Genomic DNA, 16,838 nt, shown 5'->3' with positions numbered 1-16,838 from the left:
CATGACCGAGCAAAATATCGCCAATTTCGTCAATATCGGCGAGCGGACCAATGTGACCGGCTCCGCCCGGTTCAAGAAGCTGATCATGGAGGGCGACTACGCCGCCGCCGTGGAGGTTGCGCGCCAGCAGGTCGAGAACGGCGCGCAGGTGATCGACGTCAACATGGACGAAGGCCTGCTCGACGCGGTTCACGCGATGACCACCTTCCTCAAGCTGATCGGTGCCGAGCCCGACATCGCGCGCGTGCCGGTGATGGTCGACAGCTCGAAATGGCACGTGATCGAGGCGGGGCTGCAATGCGTCTCGGGCAAGCCGATCGTGAACTCGATTTCGATGAAGGAAGGCGAGGAGGAATTCCTGGCCCATGCGCGTCTGTGCATGGACTACGGCGCGGCCGCCGTGGTGATGGCGTTCGACGAGACCGGGCAGGCCGATACCAAGCAGCGCAAGGTCGAGATCTGCACGCGCGCCTACAAGCTGCTGACGGGAATCGGCTTCCCGCCCGAAGACATCATCTTCGACCCCAATATCTTCGCGGTCGCGACGGGGATCGAGGAGCATGATCGCTACGGGCTCGATTTCCTCGAGGCGGTGAAGGAGATCAAGGCCGCGTGCCCGCATGCCAAGACCAGCGGCGGGCTCTCCAACCTCTCCTTCAGTTTCCGCGGCAACGAGGTCGTGCGCCGCGCGATGCATTCGGTCTTCCTCTACCACGCGATCCCCGCCGGGCTCGACATGGCGATCGTCAATGCGGGCCAGATCGACATCTACGACCAGATCGACCCGACTTTGCGCGAAGCGTGCGAGGACGTGATCCTCAACCGCGATGTGCCCGGCGAAGAGACCGCGACCGAGCGACTGATCGCGCTCGCCGAAAGCTACAAGGGCAAGGACCAGAAGGCGGAGAAGGAAGCCGCCGAATGGCGCGGCTGGCCGGTCGAGAAGCGGTTGGAGCACGCGCTGGTCAAGGGCATCGACGCGCATATCGTCGACGATACCGAGGAAATGCGCGCCGCCACCGATGCGCGCGGCGGTCGCCCGATCGAGGTGATCGAAGGCCCGCTGATGGACGGGATGAACGTGGTCGGCGACCTGTTCGGTTCGGGCAAGATGTTCCTGCCGCAGGTGGTGAAATCGGCGCGCGTGATGAAGAAGGCGGTCGCCCACCTGATCCCCTATATCGAGGCGGAGAAGGACAAGCTTCCCGAGGCCGAGCAGAAGACCAAGGGCAAGATCGTGATGGCGACCGTGAAGGGCGACGTCCACGATATCGGCAAGAACATCGTCGGCGTCGTGCTCCAGTGCAACGGCTACGACGTGATCGACTTGGGCGTGATGGTGCCGTGGAGCGACATCCTGAAGGCGGCGAACGACAACAAGGCGGATATCATCGGCCTGTCGGGCCTGATTACCCCCTCGCTCGACGAGATGGTGACTGTCGCGGAGGAGATGCAGGGCGCGCAGATGACGATCCCGCTGCTGATCGGCGGGGCGACCACCAGCAAGGTGCACACCGCGCTCAGGATCGACCCGGCCTATGAAGGCCCGGTGATCCACGTGCTCGACGCCAGCCGCGCGGTCGGGGTGGCGAGCCGCCTGCTGTCCGACACCCAGCGGGATGCCTTCGTCGACGATACGGCCAGCGACTATGTGAAGGTGCGCGAAGCGCGCGAGGGCAAGACCAAGAACCCGCTGTTCACGCTCGAGGAAGCGCGCGCCAATCACTACGACCCGTTCTATTCGGACAAGCCCGCGCCGCCGATGCAGCCGGGCCTGCACGTGTTCGACGACTGGTCGCTGGCGGACCTGCGCGACTATATCGACTGGACCCCGTTCTTTCGCGCGTGGGAGCTGCACGGCAATTTCCCGAAAATCCTCGATGACGAAGTGGTCGGCGAAACCGCGCGCACGCTGTTCGACGATGCCAACGCGATGCTCGACCGGATCATCGATGAAAAATGGCTGACCGCGCGGGGCGTGTGCGGCTTGTGGCCCTGCGCGCGCGATGGCGACGACATCACGGTCTATCTCGAGCGCAACGAGGAGCATGTCGTGCTCCCGATGCTGCGCCAGCAGATCAAGAAGAGCCGCGATCGCGCGAACATGTGCCTCGCCGACTTCATCGATCCGGCGGGCGACTGGATCGGCGGCTTTGCGGTCGGCATCCACGGGATCGACGAGCCTTCGCGCAAGTTCATCGCGGATAAGGATGACTATTCGGACATCCTGCTCAAATCGCTCGCCGACCGCTTCGCCGAAGCGTTTGCCGAGCGGCTTCACAAGCATGTCCGCACCGATCTGTGGGGCTATGCGCCCGACGAACAGCTGACCAACGACGCGCTGATCAGGGAAGAATATCGCGGCATCCGCCCCGCGCCGGGTTATCCCGCGTGCCCCGATCACTCGCTCAAGCCGATGCTGTTCGAGATGCTCGATGCCGAGGCCAATACCGGCCTCACGCTGACCGAGAATTTCGCGATGTGGCCCACCGCAGCGGTCAGCGGGCTCTATTTCGGGCATCCTGAGGCCGAGTATTTCGGGGTCGCGCGGATCGGCCGCGACCAGCTGGAAGATTATGCGCAGCGCAGAGGCGTGGATATCGCGACCGCCGAACGCTGGCTGCGGCCCAATCTCGATTGACGCACCGCAGCAAATAACGCACACCGCGAGCCGTTCTCCGCAGAAGCGATTCTGCGGCGGAGCGCGCGGGAGAGATCGTGGAAGGCCCTGGCCGAACCGCGGCGCCGAAGGAGCAACCGCCCCGGAAACTCTCAGGCAAGGCGAACCGCGCGCGCCGATTGGACACTCTGGAAAGCGTCTCTGGCACTGCCAGCGACCACCGAAGGGGTAAGCTCTCAGGTATTCCGACAGAGGGGGCAGGCGGCAAGGATGCGCATCAACGCGCGTCTTCCCGCAGCTGTCGGATATTGAATGATGAGCGAAGAAGAGACCGAAACCGCGCCGGAAAAGCTGGCTCTCGATGCGTGGCATCGTGCGCATGGCGCGCGCATGGTGCCCTTCGCGGGCTACGAAATGCCGATCCAGTACGAAGGGATCGTGGCCGAACACGATTGGACCCGTGCGCATGCGGGCCTGTTCGACGTGTCGCACATGGGGCAGCTGACTCTAGAAGGCCCCGACGGAGACATTGCCGCGGCGGCAGAGGCGCTGGAAGCCCTCGTCCCCGGACTGGTCAGCAGCCTGAAGCCGGGCCGGATGCGTTATACGCTGCTGCTGGCCGAGGACGGCGGCATTCTCGACGATCTGATGGTGACCAATACCGGGCAGCACATTGCGCTGGTGGTCAACGGCGCATGCAAGTGGGACGATATCGCCTTTTTGCGTGAGCATTTGCCCGACGACATCACGCTGACCCACCACGAAGACCAGGCGCTGCTCGCTCTGCAGGGCCCCGAAGCGGTCGATGCGCTGGGCGAACTGGTCCCCGCCGCCGCCGAACTCGTGTTCATGACCGCAGGGTTCTACGACTGGAACGGCGTGCCGCTGTGGATCAGCCGCGCAGGCTATACCGGGGAAGACGGGTTCGAGATTTCGGTGCCCGCCGATCACGCGGAAAAGCTCGCCGCGGCGCTGACGGAGGACAAGCGGGTCAAGCCGATCGGGCTGGGCGCACGCGATTCACTGCGTCTCGAAGCGGGCCTGCCGCTGTATGGTCACGACCTCACCGCGGAAATCGATCCGGTCACCGCCGAACTCACTTTCGCGCTCAGCAAGAAGCGGCGCGAGGCGGGTGGCTATCACGGACATGCGCGGATCAGCGGCGCGCTGAGCGATGGTGCGGCGCAAAAGCGTATCGGCCTCGTGCTCGACGGGCGCCTGCCCGCGCGCGAAGGTTCGGAGATTTTCGCGGGTGACACCCAGGTTGGTACCGTCACCAGCGGCGGCTTCTCGCCCACGCTCGGCCACCCGATCGCGATGGGCTACGTCGATGCCGCCCACGCCGAAATCGATACCGCGCTCGAAGTGCAGGTCCGGAACAAACGCCTGCCCGCGCGCGTCGCGAAAATGCCCTTTGTCCAACACCGCTATTTCCGGGGGAGCTAGCAAATGTCCCGTTACTACACCGAAGACCACGAGTGGATCGAAGTCGAAGGCGAAGCCGCGACGGTCGGCATCACCGACTATGCGCAGGAGCAGCTGGGCGACATCGTATTCGTCGAACTGCCCGACGAAGGCGCCGAGCTTGAAAAGAGCAAGGACGCCGCGGTCGTCGAATCAGTGAAGGCAGCGAGCGACGTCTACGCGCCGATCACCGGCACCGTGATCGAGGCGAACGCCGCGCTCGAAGAAGACCCCGCGCTGGTCAATTCCTCGCCCGAGGAAGACGGCTGGTTCTTCAAGCTGACCATCGCCGACGAAAGCGAGCTCGAAGGCCTGATGGACGAAGCCGCCTACAAGAGTTTCGTCGACGGGCTGTGATGCCGATCTCCCCTCACGCTCGCGGGAGGGGCAGGGGGTGGGCGCCAAATGTTTAGGGGCCCGATAGGCCCACCCCGTTGCGACTAAGACCGCTTCACGGCCCAAGTCTCGCTCCCCTCCCGCAGGCGGGAGGGGGTAAGGAGTTTCAATGCGCTACCTCCCCCTGACCGATGCCGATCGCGGCGAAATGCTCGCCAAAGTCGGTGCGTCCAGCATCGACGACCTGTTCGTCGACGTGCCCGAACAGGCCCGGCTCAAAGGCCCGATCGAGGGCCTGCCGATGCACGCCAGCGAGATGGCGGTGGAGCGGCACATGCGCGCGCTCTCCAATAAGAACCTCGCGGCGGGCGATGCGCCGTTCTTCCTCGGTGCAGGCGCCTATCGCCACCATGTGCCCGCCAGCGTCGATCACATCATCCAGCGTGGCGAATTCCTGACCGCCTACACGCCCTACCAGCCCGAGATCGCGCAGGGCACGCTGCAGATGCTGTTCGAGTTCCAGAGCCAGGTCGCGCGGCTCTATGGCTGCGCGGTCGCCAATGCCTCGATGTACGACGGCTCGACCGCGTGCTGGGAAGCGATCGCGATGGCGGGGCGGATCGCGCGCGGCAAGCGCAAGAAGGTCGTCCTCTCAGGGGCGCTGCACCCGCATTACGCCGAGGTCGTGCGCACGATGGCGAAGTTTACCGAGGACGAGATCGCCGATGCGCAGCCGAGCTTGCAGGGATCGCCTGATATCGACGGTCTGGTCAGCCGGATCGACGAGGATACGTCGTGCGTCGTGATCCAGTATCCCGACATTCTCGGTAGGCTTTCGGACCTTGAGACAATCAGCGAAGCGGCGCATGCCAAGGGCGCGCTGGTGATCGCGGTCAACCTCGAGCCGGTTGCGCTGGGCGCGGTGAAATCGCCGGGCGAAATGGGCGCGGACATCGTGGTCGGCGAAGGGCAGGCGCTGGGCGTCGGCCTCCAGTTCGGCGGGCCGTATCTGGGCCTGTTCGCGGTGCGCGACCCCAAGCATGTCCGCATGATGCCGGGCCGCCTGTGCGGCGAAACGCAGGATGCAGAGGGCAAGCGCGGCTTCGTGCTGACGCTGTCGACGCGCGAGCAGCATATTCGGCGCGAGAAGGCGACCAGCAATATCTGCACCAATAGCGGGCTGTGCGCGCTGGCGTTCAACGTCCACATGAGCCTGCTGGGCGAGAAGGGGCTGCGCCAGCTCGCGGCGGAGAACCACCGCCTCGCATGTCTGGCAGCGGACAAGCTGGCGGCAGTGCCCGGCGTCACCGTGCTCAACGACAGCTTTTTCAACGAATTCACGATCCGCCTCGGGCAGGACGCGCGGGCGATCGTGCGCAAGCTGGCGGATGACGGAATCCTCGCGGGCGTCTCGCTCGGGCGGCTCTATCCCGGCAACGACGCGCTGGCCGACGGCCTGCTCGTGACGCTCACCGAAACCACCAGTGAGGAGGATATCGATACCCTCTGCGCTGCCCTGAAGGAGGTGCTGGCATGAACGCGCCCAACAAATCCGGCTGGAAGCCCAGTGCGCCGCTCGCTGGCGATACCGAAAGCGCCACCTTCACCGGCAACCGCGCGCTGATGCTCGAAGAGCCGCTGATCTTCGAGATCGGCCATATCGAGACCACCGGCGTCGACCTGCCCGAACCGCAGGCCGACGCGCCAAGCCGCCTCGGTGGGCTTGAGCGCACCGACACCATCGGCCTGCCCGGCCTCTCCGAGCCCGAATGCGTGCGCCACTACACGCGGCTGAGCCGGCAGAACTACGCGATCGACCTCGGGCTCTTCCCGCTCGGCTCGTGCACGATGAAGCACAATCCGCGCCTGAACGAGAAGGTCGCGCGGATGCCCGGCTTTGCCGACGTTCACCCGCTGCAGCCGGTCGATACGGTGCGCGGCGCGCTCGAAGTGGTCAGCGAGCTGGCCAACTGGCTGATCACGCTGACCGGGATGCACTCGGTCGCGATGAGCCCCAAGGCGGGCGCGCATGGCGAGCTGTGCGGCATCCTGTGCATTCGTGCCGCGCTCGAAGCACGCGGCGATGCGCGCAAGGTCGTGCTGGTGCCCGAAAGCGCGCACGGCACCAACCCCGCCACCGCCGCCTTCGCGGGCTACGAGGTGGAGGACATCCCTGCCACCGCCGAAGGTCGCGTGGATCTGGAGAAGCTCAAGGCGCGCCTCGGGCCGGACGTGGCGGCGGTGATGATCACCAACCCCAACACCTGCGGCCTTTTCGAACGGGACATGAAGGAAATCTCCGACGCGGTCCACGCGGCGGGGGGCTTCGTCTATTGCGACGGGGCGAACTTCAACGCGATCGTCGGCAAGGTGCGCCCGGGCGACCTCGGCGTCGATGCGATGCACATCAACCTGCACAAGACATTCTCCACCCCGCATGGCGGTGGCGGACCGGGCTCGGGCCCGGTGGTCCTGTCCGAAGCCCTGTCGCCCTACGCCCCGCTGCCGTTCACCGCGCGCGGCGAAGACGGCACGGTGCATCTGGTTGAGGAAGAGAACGCGCACGAGTTCGGCCATTCGGACGCTTTCGGCCGGATGACCGCGTTCCACGGGCAAATGGGCATGTTCACCCGCGCGCTCGCCTACATCCTCAGCCACGGGGCGGACGGGCTGGCGCAAGTCGCGGAAGACGCGGTGCTCAACGCCAACTACATCCTGCGTTCGCTGGAAGACCTGCTCCACGCACCATTCGGGGAGAGCGGCCCGTGCATGCACGAGGCGCTGTTTGGCGATCAGGGTTTTGCCGAGGGGCTTTCGACGCTCGATCTGGCCAAGGCGCTGATCGACGAGGGCTATCACCCGATGACGATGTACTTCCCGCTGGTGGTCCATGGCGCGATGCTGATCGAGCCGACCGAGACCGAGAGCAAGGCGGGTCTCGACCAGTTCATCGGCGCGCTGCGCTCGGTCGCCGAGCGGGCGAAGGCCGGCGACGAAGGCCTGAAGGCCGCGCCGTACTTCGCGCCGCGCCGTCGGCTCGACGAGACGCAGGCCGCGCGCAAGCCAATCCTTGCGTGGGAAGGCGAACTGGCCCCCGGCGGTGCGGCGGCACGTAGCGAGGTCGGCGGGCAGTAACCAGGTCGCGGCATGAAGATCGTCTTCAGCCGCAAGGGGTTCGACAGCGGATCGGGCGGGGGCTCCTCGCCCATCGTCGATGGCAAGCCAATCAGCCTGCCGATTCCCGACACCAAGGGGATCGCGAGGACGACCTATGGCGAGCTCGGGCTGGCCGCGCTTGCCGCTGCGGCGAGCCGGGGAGCTTACGGCGCGGAAAGCCTGTGCCATCACGATCCGCTGTTCACCGGCGATGGCCGCTGCCTGTTCGGGCAGGTCGGGGCGGCGCAGACGCATCTTGCCAATCAGGGCGTCGGCGTAGGCGACACCTTCCTGTTCTTCGGCCTGTTCGCGGGCGAGGATGGCGAGCGCCATCACCGTATCTTCGGCTACCTGCGGGTCGCGGCGGTACACCGGCTGGCTGGAGGGGTGCCCGAGCATCTGAAGGACAGCAGCCACCCTCATGTGCTCGGCATGCACGGCAGCAACGACACGATCTACGAAGGCGAGGGGAGGCAGGCGCGCCTCGCTAGCGAGGTGCTGCGCCTCACCGTGCCCGGCGGCCCGCTGACGCTGTGGCAGAGGCCTGCGTGGCTGAAGCGCGGCGGCCTGAGCTATCACGATCGACGCGACCGCTGGCTGCGTAGCGGTCGCCTGCGCAGCGTGGCGCGTGGTCAGGAATTCGTCGCGGACGTGGGCCGCCGCAAGGCTCCCCGCGAATGGCTGGAGCGGGTTCTCAACGAATTCTGATCCTCCCCGTTTCTCCGCAGAATAAATGGGGAGGGGGACCGCCCTCAGGGCGGTGGAGGGGCAGGCCGCGCCATGGCCCCTCCGTCACGCAGCCTGTGGCTGCGCGCCACCTCCCCGTTTGCGCTGGCGCGAAAACGGGGAGGATTGTTGGTTACTTATACGTCTTGATGATCGCCGAGAAATCGAGGCCGTCGTTGCCCGCGCCCGCGAAATCCTCGTACAGGCTAGCCGCGCGTGCGCCCAGCGGCACGCCCGCGTCGACCTCTTCCGCCGCCGCCATCGCGAGGCGCAGGTCCTTGAGCATCAGTGCGGTCGCGAAGCCGCCCTGGTAATCCTTGTCGGCAGGGCTCTCTACGCCCACGCCCGGCAGCGGGGTGTAGGCGTTGAGCGACCAGCAATAGCCGCTCGACTGCGACGAAATCTCGTAGAACTTCTGCGGATCGAGACCCAGCTTCTGCGCCATCTGCATCGCTTCGGCGACGCCGATCATCGAGATCGCGAGCAGCATGTTGTTGCAGATCTTGGCGGTCTGGCCCGCGCCTGCGTCACCTGCGTGGATCACCGCCTTGCCCATGCCTTCGAGGATCGGCTTGGCCGCCGCAAACGCCTCTTCGCTGCCGCCGACCATGAAGGTCAGCGTGCCGCCGTCCGCCGCCGCGATCCCGCCGCTGACCGGCGCGTCGACCATCTTGTAACCCTTGGCGGTGGCCATCTTGGTCACTTCCTTGGCGGTGGCGACGTCGATGGTCGAGCAGTCGAGCAGCGCCGCGCCTTCGGGCGCATGGCCGATCACGGCGTCGGAATAGACCGACTTCACGATCCCGCCATTGGGCAGCATCGAAACCACCGCGTCGACGCCCTGCACCGCTTCCTTCGCATCGGTGAAGGTCTCGCAGCCATTGCTCTTGGCCTTGGCGAGCGCGTCTTCCGACAGGTCGAACGCGCGCACTTCGTGGCCGTTCTTGACCAGATTCGCGGCCATCCCGCCGCCCATGTTGCCGAGGCCGATAAAGGCGATTTTCATATCACTCTCCCAAAAGTGAGAGGACCGCGACCCCACCAAGGATCATGAGCGGCCCAAAAGTTAGAAACAGGACCGGCTGGACGTACGCCATTGCGCGGTCCCATCGGTTGTGAGGCAACGGCTCTTCATCTCCGCCAGCCTTCAGAATGGCCGCTTCGATTAGGCTGATGCGCTCCTCGCGCCTGTGCCGCCAGCCACTCACACCGAGCCAGACGAACAGCAGGCCGAAGCCGAGTAGCCCAAGGCCTTTGAGGATTATCTCCCCTTCCACTGCCCGTCGCGCTTCTCGATGAAGGCTTTCATGCCCTCGGCCTTGTCCTCGCTTGCGGTGAGGATCTGGAACAGGCGGCGTTCGTGGATCACGCCCTGGCCGAGGAAGGTCTCGTAGGCGGCGTTGACCATTTCCTTGTTCACCATCGCGGCCATCGGCGGCATCCCGGCGATGGTCGCCGCGGTGGTCCGAGCCTCGTCCATCAGCGTGTCATGCGGCACGACGCGCGCGACGAGGCCGCTGCGCTCGGCTTCCTCGGCGTCCATCATCCGGCCGGTCAGGCACATTTCCATCGCCTTGGCCTTGCCGACCGCGCGGGTGAGCCGCTGCGATCCGCCCATGCCCGGCGCGACGCCCAGCTTGATCTCGGGCTGGCCGAACTTGGCCCTGTCGCTTGCGATGATGAAGTCGGCCATCATCGCAAGCTCGCACCCGCCACCCAGCGCGAAGCCGTTGACCGCCGCGATCCACGGCTTGCGGACGGCTTCGACAATGTGGCTGGTCCACTTGGCGAAGAAGTCCTGCAGGTAGAAATCCGCCGCCTCCTTCTCGCTCATCTCCTTGATGTCCGCGCCTGCGGCGAAGGCCTTGTCGCCGCTGCCGGTCAGGATCGCGCACAGCTGGCTGTCGTCGTTCTGGTAGGCGGCGAAAGCCTCGATCAGCTCGTCGAGCACCACGCTAGAAAGCGCATTGAGCGCCTGCGGGCGGTTGAGCGTGATGGTGGTGACGGCACCGTCGGTCTGCGTGGTGATGGTTTCGTAGGGCATTTCTACTCCAAATTCGTCATTGCGAGGAGCCGCAGGCGACGCGGCAATCCAAGGTGCTGGTCCATGGATTGCTTCGCTTCGCTCGCAATGACGAGGAAGGAAGCAATCCTGCGCTCGTCAATTCAGCGGCGTCCATTCCTCGCCCTCTGGCAGGGCAGCGAAGATCGCCTCGATCTGTTCGTCGGTTACGCCTTGGGGCGTGGCGGGGTTCCACTGCGGGTCGCCGGTCTTGTCGACGATCACTGCGCGGACGCCTTCGGCGAAATCGTGGCTGACAAGCACGCGGCTGCCGATGCGGTATTCCATCCGCATCTCGTCGGCGAAGCTGCCCAGCGTCAGGCTGTCCGCCAGCTGGCGCAGCGCGACCTTGCAGCTTTGCGGGCTCTTGGCGCGGAGCGTCTTGAGTTCCTTCGCGGCCCACTCGGAATCATCGGCTTCGAGCGCGGCGAGGATTTCCTCCAGCGTGCGGCCCGCGAACAGCCGGTCGATCGTCTCGCGATTGGCGAGGATGCGTGCTTCGGGCGGGGTCTCGGATGCCTCGTCGAGGATCGACTGGATGTTCGCCGGATCGTCGATGATCGCTGCCTTCACCCGGGCGAGGTTTTCGCTCGCGATGTAGTGCGTGGCGAGGCCGATGGCGTGGCACTCCGCCCCGTCGAGCCGCGCGCCGGTCAGCGCGAGGAACTGGCCGATGCGCCCGGGAAGGCGGCTGAGATACCAGCCGCCGCCGACGTCCGGAAAAAGGCCGATCCCCGTCTCGGGCATCGCGAACTTGGTGTTCTCCGTCGCCACGCGGAACGCCGCAGGCTGGCTGATGCCCACGCCGCCGCCCATCGTGATCCCGTCCATGAAGGCGACCACCGGCTTGGTGTAGGTGAACAGCTGGTGGTTGAGCTGGTACTCTGCATGGAAGAACTCGCGGCCCGTCTTGCCTTGATCGTTCAGCGCCGAGTTGCGCAACATCGCGATATCGCCGCCTGCGCAGAAGCCGCGCCCTTCGGCATGGTCGATCATCACCGCGGCGATGCCATCGTGGCTGGCCCACTCGGCCAGCGCATCGGCCATCGCGATGCACATTTCAGTGGTCAGCGCATGGATCGCCTTGGGGCGGTTCAGGGAGATATGGCCCACGTTCTGGTGGGTGTGGATGTTGAGCTGGTCGGTCATGCCGCGTCCTTATGTTCGATGAGATCCCAGCGGTTGCCCCACGGATCGTTGAAAACCGCGACGGTGCCATAGGCCTCTTCGCGCGGTGCTTCGGTGAATTCGACGCCCCATTGCGCCATGCGGCGATGGTCGGTCGCAAAATCGTCCGACTGGAGGAACCAGCCGACGCGCCCGCCCGCCTGATGACCGATGGCTGCGCTCTGTTCGTCGTTCGCTGCGCGCGCGAGCAGCAGCTTGCCGCCACGCGCCCCTGCCACAACGACCCAGCGCTTACCGCCGCCCAGATCGCTGTCTTCCTCGACCGCGAAATCCAGCGCGTCACGGAAGAAAGCGATCGCCTCGTCGTAATCGGGGACGAGGAAGGTGGTCATCGCAAGACCGGTCACTGCCGCAGCAGATCCCGACCCACGATCATGCGCATCACCTGGTTGGTGCCTTCGAGGATCGAGTGCACGCGCAGGTCGCGCCAGTAGCGCTCGATCGGGTAGTCCTTGAGGTAGCCGTAGCCGCCGAACAGCTGCAGCGCGTCGTTGACGATCTTGCTGCCGTTATCGGTCGCCAGCCGCTTCGCCATCGCGGAGAAGCGCGACTTGTCGGGCGCGTTGTCGGTGACTTTCGCCGCCGCGAGGTAGAGCAGCGCGCGCGCCGCCTCCAGATCGGTCGCCATGTCGGCGAGCATGAACTGCGTATTCTGGAAGTCGGCGATCTGCTGGTCGAACTGCTGGCGTTCCTTGGTGTACTTCACCGCCTCGTCGAGGCAGCGCTGCGCCCCACCGAGCGAGCAGGCGCCGATGTTCAGCCGCCCGCCATCGAGCCCCATCATCGCGAAGCGGAAGCCTTCGCCCTCGTCGCCCACACGGTTCTCCACGGGCACGCGCGCATCCTCGAAGATCACCTGCGCGGTCGGGCTGGCGTTCCAGCCGAGCTTCTTTTCCGGAGCACCGAAGGAAACACCGGGCGTGTCCTTGTCGACCACGAGGCAGGTAATGCCCTTGGTCTTGTGCTCGCTTGTGCGGACCATCGTGACGTAGACGTCGTTCACGCCGCCGCCGGAGATGAACTGCTTGGTGCCGTTCAGCACATAGTGGTCGCCATCCAGCACAGCCTGAGTCTTCAGGCCCGCCGCGTCCGATCCGCTGCCGGGTTCGGTGAGGCAGTAGGAGGCGAGCTTTTCCATCGTCACCAGCTGGGGAAGGTATTTCTCCTTCACGCCGTCGCCGCCGAAGCGGTCGATCATCCAGCTCGCCATGTTGTGGATCGAGATGAATGCGCTGGTGGTGGGGCAGCCATAGGCCATCGCCTCCATGATCAGCGCGGCTTCGAGCCGGCCGAGGCCGATCCCGCCCGATTCCTCGGACACGTAGATCGCGCCGAAGCCGAGTTCGGCGGTCTGCTTGATCGTGTCGACGGGGAAGTGATGTTCCTCGTCCCACTTGCCCGCATGGGGCGTGATGTTGTCGGCGGTGAACCGCTGCGCCATGTCCTGGATCGCGAGCTGGTCGTCTGAAAGCTGGAATTGTCCGGTCATGGAAGGCGACCTAGCCCCCCGGACGCGGATAGAAAAGGGGACAAAACGCTAGGGCGGGCTGCGATCAGGGTGCGCTGGAGCCGCGATCCGCCGGGCAGCGTTTGCGCATCGTGATGCGATCGGGGTAGCTTGACGCGGTGACGGCCAGCCGCTCCCGCCCGCCGAACAGCCGCATCGAGTAGTCTTCTTCCCAGCGCTCGCCTTCGCCTTCCATCGCCAGCGACACCACCAGCCCATCCCGGGTGCGGCGTACCGCGGTGACCTCGCCCCGCGATTCGTAGAAGCCGATGCTGCCCGGGCGCACCATCATGCGCAGGTCGGATTCGGGCGCGCAGCTGCCCTCGATGCCATCCCATTCGCCCAGATAGCGCGCCGGAATCGCGGTCAGCGCGGCGCGGTTGCGCGCGACATCGTCCGCCGGGACATTGGGCAGGGTGTAGAGGGTGGGTTCGCTGGACGGCGCAGGCAAGGGTCCGGGCGATGGGCTTGGCGGGGCGCTTTCGCTCGCGGCAGGTGCAGGCGTGCCCGCGGTGGCAGGCGCAGCTTCGCGGGTCGCGTCGTCCGGGGCGGGGGTGGCGACGCGGCGCGGGTCGATCGCCGGATCATCCGCGGTTGCGCTTGCGGCGGGGTCCGGCTGGGCGACCTCGCTGGTCCCGTCGCAGCCTGTCAGCACGATCAGCGTCGCGGCTGCCGGCATGATCCGTTTTATCATCGTAAAATGCCCCCCACGAGCAGCCCGGGTCGGTGCGCCGCTGCGTGGCCCGCTTTTCGCGAGGCCGACCGGAGCGGCGGCTTGGAGACCCGGCGCAAATTGCATGGTCGGGCCAGGATAGCAGCTTCTTCGGAAAAGGTCAGTCGTTGCGTTCGTGCGGCAGGCCGAGCACGCGGGTATCGAACCATTCCTGCGCCAGATCGGTGTCGTTGCCGCGATACCAGCGCGGGGCGGGCAGACCCTTTTCCCACGCGACCATCTCGGTCAGGCTGCCCTGCGCGGAGGGGGTGTCGTAGACGGCGGCGAAATCGGCGAAGGGATCGGCATAGGCCTCGTCCGCGCTGACGATGGTCCAGCCCTTGGCCTGCAGCGCGCGAACCAGATCGCCGATAAACATCGCGTTGAGGTCGGTCTCGTGCAGCAGGATCACGTGAACCGGGGAGCGTCCGATCGTCTGCCGCGCGAGCTGGTCGTAGAACTCTGCCGCGTCGACCTGGGTTTCGATATAGAGATCGTGCAGCGCCTGCCGGTCGATCGCCCGGCCTTCCGCCATCGCGCGCTTGGCTGCGCCTTCGTAGAACCAGTCGCTCGCATCCACGGTGACATAGCCGTTGGACAGGCCGCGCTGCGCCAGACCTTCGCGCACCGTGTCGCGCTTCGCCTTATCCTGCCGACCTTCGTCGAGGTAGGGATAGCGGAACCACGGGCGGTATCCTGCGCGCCCGTGAAGCCATTCCTCGGCGGCGTCGATATCGGCCAGATATGCGGCGGCATCGGCCTGCGAGAGGTGGGGGTGGGTCGCCGAATGGTTGGCGATCACGTGCCCGGCGGCGACATAGGACGCGATCCGCGCCTCGTCATCCGCGCCATCGATCTGCCCCGGATTGACGAAGAACACCGCCTGATCGACACCAGCCTCGGCAAGGTTGGCGATCAGCAGCCGCGTGCGCTCTTCCTCGGTAAGAAAGGCGCCCGGCGCGCGCGGCGCATCGTCGAAGCTGAGCGCAATCCGCTTTTCTGCCGACTGCGGCGGGGTGGGTGCGGTCTCGGCATGCGCGCACGCAGCAAGCAGACCGAGCAAGAGGGGAACGAGCCAGCGCATGGCCCGGACGTTAGTCCGGGCAGCGGCGGTAGGTAGTGGTGGAGCGTTCACCCGTGTCGAAATTGCGGACGGTCAGCGTCTTTGCAACCGGATCGACCCGGAACTCGAGCTCGTCACGGGTCGGCTCGTCCGCATAGGTGGTGTCGAACAGCGCGCGGATGTGGCCGGGCGCGCGGTCCGAGACGGAGATGAACTTTCCGCCGGTCTCGAAGAACGAATAGCCGTCTTCGCCGATGGTCAGCACCTTGCCCATATTGTCCTGCTGATAGCCGTCGCACTGGGCTTTGGTCACCGCTGCGCCATCGGTTTCGCGCCATTTGCCGCGGATCGCTGTGGGGAAGGTTTGCGCAAAGGCGCTGGGTTCCTGTTGTGCGTCACCGTCCGAAGGCAGACCCTTGGGCGGTCCGGCCCCGTCGCCGATCCCGCCATCGGGTTCGACCGGGATCGGGGTCTGGACGGCATCCGGGCCTTGCAGGGACGCATCTGCGGCGGAGGTATCGACCTCCTGCTCGTCGGGTGTGGGCGAGCACGCAGACGTGGCGAGCAAGGCGATCAGAAGGGGAAGGCAAAAACGCATGGGGGCAAGACTAGCCCGGACAGCGGCGGTATGTCCGCATAAAGTGTTCATCCGTGTCGAAATTGTGGACGGTCAGAGTTCCGGACGCGGGGTCGACGCTGAATTCGAGCTCGTCCTGGCTCGGATGGTCCCCGAACTTGGTGTTGAACAGGGCGCGGATGCGTCCCGGCTCGCGCTCGCTGACCGAGACAAGTCGTCCTCCGGGTTCGAAAAAGGTATAGCTATCGTCGCGGATGGTCAGCACCTTGCCCATGTTGTCCGGCAGGAAACCGTCGCACTGCGTGCTGGAGGCAGGGGTGCCTTCGTTCTCGCGCCATTTTCCCCGGATCGCGACGGGGATGCTTCTCCGCCGGGGATGTTGCCCTTCGGGCAGGTCGTCGTCCGGAAAAAGCCCGGGCCAGGGTGCGGCGTAGGGTCGGGCCGCGCTGCCCTCGATCTTTCTGGCCGTTTCGATGGCGATCGGAATCTGGCCATTCTCGACGGAGGGCGCAGGCGCGTTCGAGCCGGGCGCAGCATCCTTGGAGCTGTCGGCAGCGGAGCAGGCCGTCACGCCGAGAGCGACCGACGACAGGAGGGCAAGCGATTTCATTATCCGTGCACTTCCTGCTGTCGACACCCTGTCCGAAAGCTCAGCCGGAACATCTGGTCAGCGGGATCGGGCTGTGGCCAGGGCCGACCAGAGAACCGCTCTTGCCCCCCTCGTCCAGCACGATGCCGTAGGGTTCATCCTGGCCGTCGTCTTCGAGTTCGATCGCGTTCGGCCCGGCGTAGTGGACCTTGGTGAAATTGCTCGTCTTGCCCTGCCAGGTGATCGTCGTCGGCGCGATCCTGATCAGGCTGTCGGCGGCCGCCTTGCAGGTGCCGTAGGTGGACCAGGTGCCTTCGTACTCGGACGGGATCAGATGCGCCTCGCGGATTGTCGCGCACTTGCGGAATTCGAACGGTTCGAAACCGTCGCCCGAAAGGGTCAGGCGCTCGCCACCGTCCGACAGCTTCAGCGTGTAGGACTCTTTCGACCGGTCGTCGGCATACTGGAAGACACCCTCGCTCTCGATCCTGTCGTCGGAGATCTGCGAGATCGTCTCGGGCGTGAACGCGCCCTCGTAATACTGCAGCAGCTTGGGCTCGATCGTCAGCGCCGTATCGCTGAGCGTGGTGCACGCGAACTCGCCCGCGTCGACGCTGTCCCACCCGCCGCGAAAATTCGCGGGGATAGCGTCGAGCGCGGTCGGCGTGGGCTCTGCCTGCGCGGGGCGCGGCGCGGGGTCCGCGCTTTTCCCGTCCGCGTCCTCTGCTTCACCCCCGCATGCTGCCAGCGCGACCAGAGCCGCCACTGGCGCGATGTACCTGACCATGGTCATCCGTCTTCCCCCTGAAATGGTGCGACCCGAGCGGATTTTGGCAAG

The 16,838-nt window shown here is 65.7% G+C and carries 16 protein-coding genes and 2 riboswitches; of the genes, 6 read left to right on the top strand and 10 right to left on the bottom strand.

Annotation, left to right across the window (positions count from 1 at the left end):
• The first annotated feature begins 1 nt into the window (after position 1).
• From metH to KYN89_RS13345, 6 genes are all read left to right on the top strand, one after another.
• The gene (metH, locus tag KYN89_RS13370; protein WP_222825501.1) at positions 2 to 2,641 is read left to right on the top strand and encodes a methionine synthase; all 2,640 of its coding nucleotides are present in this window, start codon (positions 2 to 4) and stop codon (positions 2,639 to 2,641) included.
• 56 nt (positions 2,642 to 2,697) lie between these two features.
• A riboswitch (glycine riboswitch) is annotated at positions 2,698 to 2,799 on the top strand.
• Positions 2,800 to 2,882: riboswitch (glycine riboswitch) on the top strand.
• Positions 2,883 to 2,935: 53 nt separating this feature from the next.
• Positions 2,936 to 4,066 (top strand): glycine cleavage system aminomethyltransferase GcvT, encoded by a 1,131-nt coding sequence (gene gcvT, locus KYN89_RS13365; RefSeq protein ID WP_222825500.1) that lies wholly within the window; start codon positions 2,936 to 2,938, stop codon positions 4,064 to 4,066.
• 3 nt (positions 4,067 to 4,069) lie between these two features.
• On the top strand, positions 4,070 to 4,441 hold the full coding sequence (gene gcvH / locus KYN89_RS13360; protein ID WP_222825499.1) for a glycine cleavage system protein GcvH: 372 nt from the start codon (positions 4,070 to 4,072) through the stop codon (positions 4,439 to 4,441).
• 148 nt (positions 4,442 to 4,589) lie between these two features.
• The gene (gene gcvPA / locus KYN89_RS13355; protein ID WP_222825498.1) at positions 4,590 to 5,957 is read left to right on the top strand and encodes an aminomethyl-transferring glycine dehydrogenase subunit GcvPA; all 1,368 of its coding nucleotides are present in this window, start codon (positions 4,590 to 4,592) and stop codon (positions 5,955 to 5,957) included.
• Positions 5,954 to 7,555: an aminomethyl-transferring glycine dehydrogenase subunit GcvPB gene (gcvPB, locus tag KYN89_RS13350; RefSeq protein WP_222825497.1), complete on the top strand. Its 1,602-nt coding sequence runs from the start codon at positions 5,954 to 5,956 to the stop codon at positions 7,553 to 7,555. The genes gcvPA and gcvPB overlap by 4 nt, the downstream gene beginning before the upstream one ends.
• 12 nt (positions 7,556 to 7,567) lie before the next feature.
• Positions 7,568 to 8,284, top strand: coding sequence for an Nmad3 family putative nucleotide modification protein (locus KYN89_RS13345; RefSeq protein WP_222825496.1), 717 nt, complete (start codon positions 7,568 to 7,570; stop codon positions 8,282 to 8,284).
• Between the two features lie 151 nt (positions 8,285 to 8,435).
• On the opposite strand, the gene mmsB is transcribed toward KYN89_RS13345, so the two are convergent.
• The 10 genes from mmsB to KYN89_RS13295 all read right to left on the bottom strand — a co-directional run bounded on the left by mmsB (position 8,436) and on the right by KYN89_RS13295 (position 16,793).
• On the bottom strand, positions 8,436 to 9,308 hold the full coding sequence (gene mmsB, locus KYN89_RS13340; RefSeq protein ID WP_222825495.1) for a 3-hydroxyisobutyrate dehydrogenase: 873 nt from the start codon (positions 9,306 to 9,308) through the stop codon (positions 8,436 to 8,438).
• 255 nt (positions 9,309 to 9,563) lie between these two features.
• Positions 9,564 to 10,346, bottom strand: a complete 783-nt coding sequence (locus tag KYN89_RS13335) for an enoyl-CoA hydratase-related protein (protein ID WP_222825494.1) — start codon at positions 10,344 to 10,346, stop codon at positions 9,564 to 9,566.
• Positions 10,347 to 10,463: 117 nt separating this feature from the next.
• Positions 10,464 to 11,513, bottom strand: coding sequence for an enoyl-CoA hydratase/isomerase family protein (locus KYN89_RS13330; RefSeq protein WP_222825493.1), 1,050 nt, complete (start codon positions 11,511 to 11,513; stop codon positions 10,464 to 10,466).
• Positions 11,510 to 11,899, bottom strand: a complete 390-nt coding sequence (locus KYN89_RS13325) for a VOC family protein (protein WP_429699548.1) — start codon at positions 11,897 to 11,899, stop codon at positions 11,510 to 11,512. The genes KYN89_RS13330 and KYN89_RS13325 overlap by 4 nt, the downstream gene beginning before the upstream one ends.
• Entirely contained in the window at positions 11,896 to 13,041 is a 1,146-nt protein-coding gene (locus KYN89_RS13320; protein ID WP_222825492.1) for an acyl-CoA dehydrogenase family protein, read from the bottom strand. The genes KYN89_RS13325 and KYN89_RS13320 overlap by 4 nt, the downstream gene beginning before the upstream one ends.
• A gap of 64 nt (positions 13,042 to 13,105) precedes the next feature.
• Positions 13,106 to 13,753 (bottom strand): hypothetical protein, encoded by a 648-nt coding sequence (locus KYN89_RS13315; protein WP_222825491.1) that lies wholly within the window; start codon positions 13,751 to 13,753, stop codon positions 13,106 to 13,108.
• A 139-nt stretch (positions 13,754 to 13,892) separates the two neighbouring features.
• Positions 13,893 to 14,834, bottom strand: coding sequence for a polysaccharide deacetylase family protein (locus KYN89_RS13310; protein WP_222825490.1), 942 nt, complete (start codon positions 14,832 to 14,834; stop codon positions 13,893 to 13,895).
• Between the two features lie 31 nt (positions 14,835 to 14,865).
• Entirely contained in the window at positions 14,866 to 15,402 is a 537-nt protein-coding gene (locus KYN89_RS13305) for a hypothetical protein (protein ID WP_248285221.1), read from the bottom strand.
• Between the two features lie 40 nt (positions 15,403 to 15,442).
• Positions 15,443 to 16,021 carry a hypothetical protein gene (locus KYN89_RS13300; RefSeq protein WP_248285220.1) on the bottom strand — a complete coding sequence of 193 codons (579 nt, stop codon included), beginning with the start codon at positions 16,019 to 16,021 and terminating at the stop codon, positions 15,443 to 15,445.
• A gap of 40 nt (positions 16,022 to 16,061) precedes the next feature.
• A complete protein-coding gene (locus KYN89_RS13295) occupies positions 16,062 to 16,793 on the bottom strand; it encodes a hypothetical protein (RefSeq protein WP_222825488.1) in 732 nt (243 codons plus the stop codon).
• Positions 16,794 to 16,838 lie beyond the last annotated feature (45 nt).

It is taken from the genome of Alteriqipengyuania abyssalis (assembly GCF_019857185.1).
In the GTDB taxonomy this organism is placed as follows: Bacteria; Pseudomonadota; Alphaproteobacteria; order Sphingomonadales; family Sphingomonadaceae; genus Alteriqipengyuania; species Alteriqipengyuania abyssalis.
The sequence above is the reverse complement of the archived record's forward strand: the minus strand, read 5'-3'. Positions and strand labels throughout refer to the sequence as shown.

Excerpts from the sequence above, each read along its gene's own strand:
- KYN89_RS13300 (WP_248285220.1), bottom strand. The coding sequence starts at position 16,021 with ATGAAATCGCTTGCCCTCCTGTCGTCGGTCGCTCTCGGCGTGACGGCC.
- mmsB (WP_222825495.1), bottom strand. The coding sequence starts at position 9,308 with ATGAAAATCGCCTTTATCGGCCTCGGCAACATGGGCGGCGGGATGGCC.
- metH (WP_222825501.1), top strand. The coding sequence starts at position 2 with ATGACCGAGCAAAATATCGCCAATTTCGTCAATATCGGCGAGCGGACC.
- gcvPB (WP_222825497.1), top strand. The coding sequence starts at position 5,954 with ATGAACGCGCCCAACAAATCCGGCTGGAAGCCCAGTGCGCCGCTCGCT.
- gcvH (WP_222825499.1), top strand. The coding sequence starts at position 4,070 with ATGTCCCGTTACTACACCGAAGACCACGAGTGGATCGAAGTCGAAGGC.
- KYN89_RS13345 (WP_222825496.1), top strand. The coding sequence starts at position 7,568 with ATGAAGATCGTCTTCAGCCGCAAGGGGTTCGACAGCGGATCGGGCGGG.
- KYN89_RS13295 (WP_222825488.1), bottom strand. The coding sequence starts at position 16,793 with ATGACCATGGTCAGGTACATCGCGCCAGTGGCGGCTCTGGTCGCGCTG.
- gcvPA (WP_222825498.1), top strand. The coding sequence starts at position 4,590 with ATGCGCTACCTCCCCCTGACCGATGCCGATCGCGGCGAAATGCTCGCC.
- KYN89_RS13335 (WP_222825494.1), bottom strand. The coding sequence starts at position 10,346 with ATGCCCTACGAAACCATCACCACGCAGACCGACGGTGCCGTCACCACC.
- KYN89_RS13315 (WP_222825491.1), bottom strand. The coding sequence starts at position 13,753 with ATGATAAAACGGATCATGCCGGCAGCCGCGACGCTGATCGTGCTGACA.
- KYN89_RS13330 (WP_222825493.1), bottom strand. The coding sequence starts at position 11,513 with ATGACCGACCAGCTCAACATCCACACCCACCAGAACGTGGGCCATATC.
- gcvT (WP_222825500.1), top strand. The coding sequence starts at position 2,936 with ATGAGCGAAGAAGAGACCGAAACCGCGCCGGAAAAGCTGGCTCTCGAT.
- KYN89_RS13320 (WP_222825492.1), bottom strand. The coding sequence starts at position 13,041 with ATGACCGGACAATTCCAGCTTTCAGACGACCAGCTCGCGATCCAGGAC.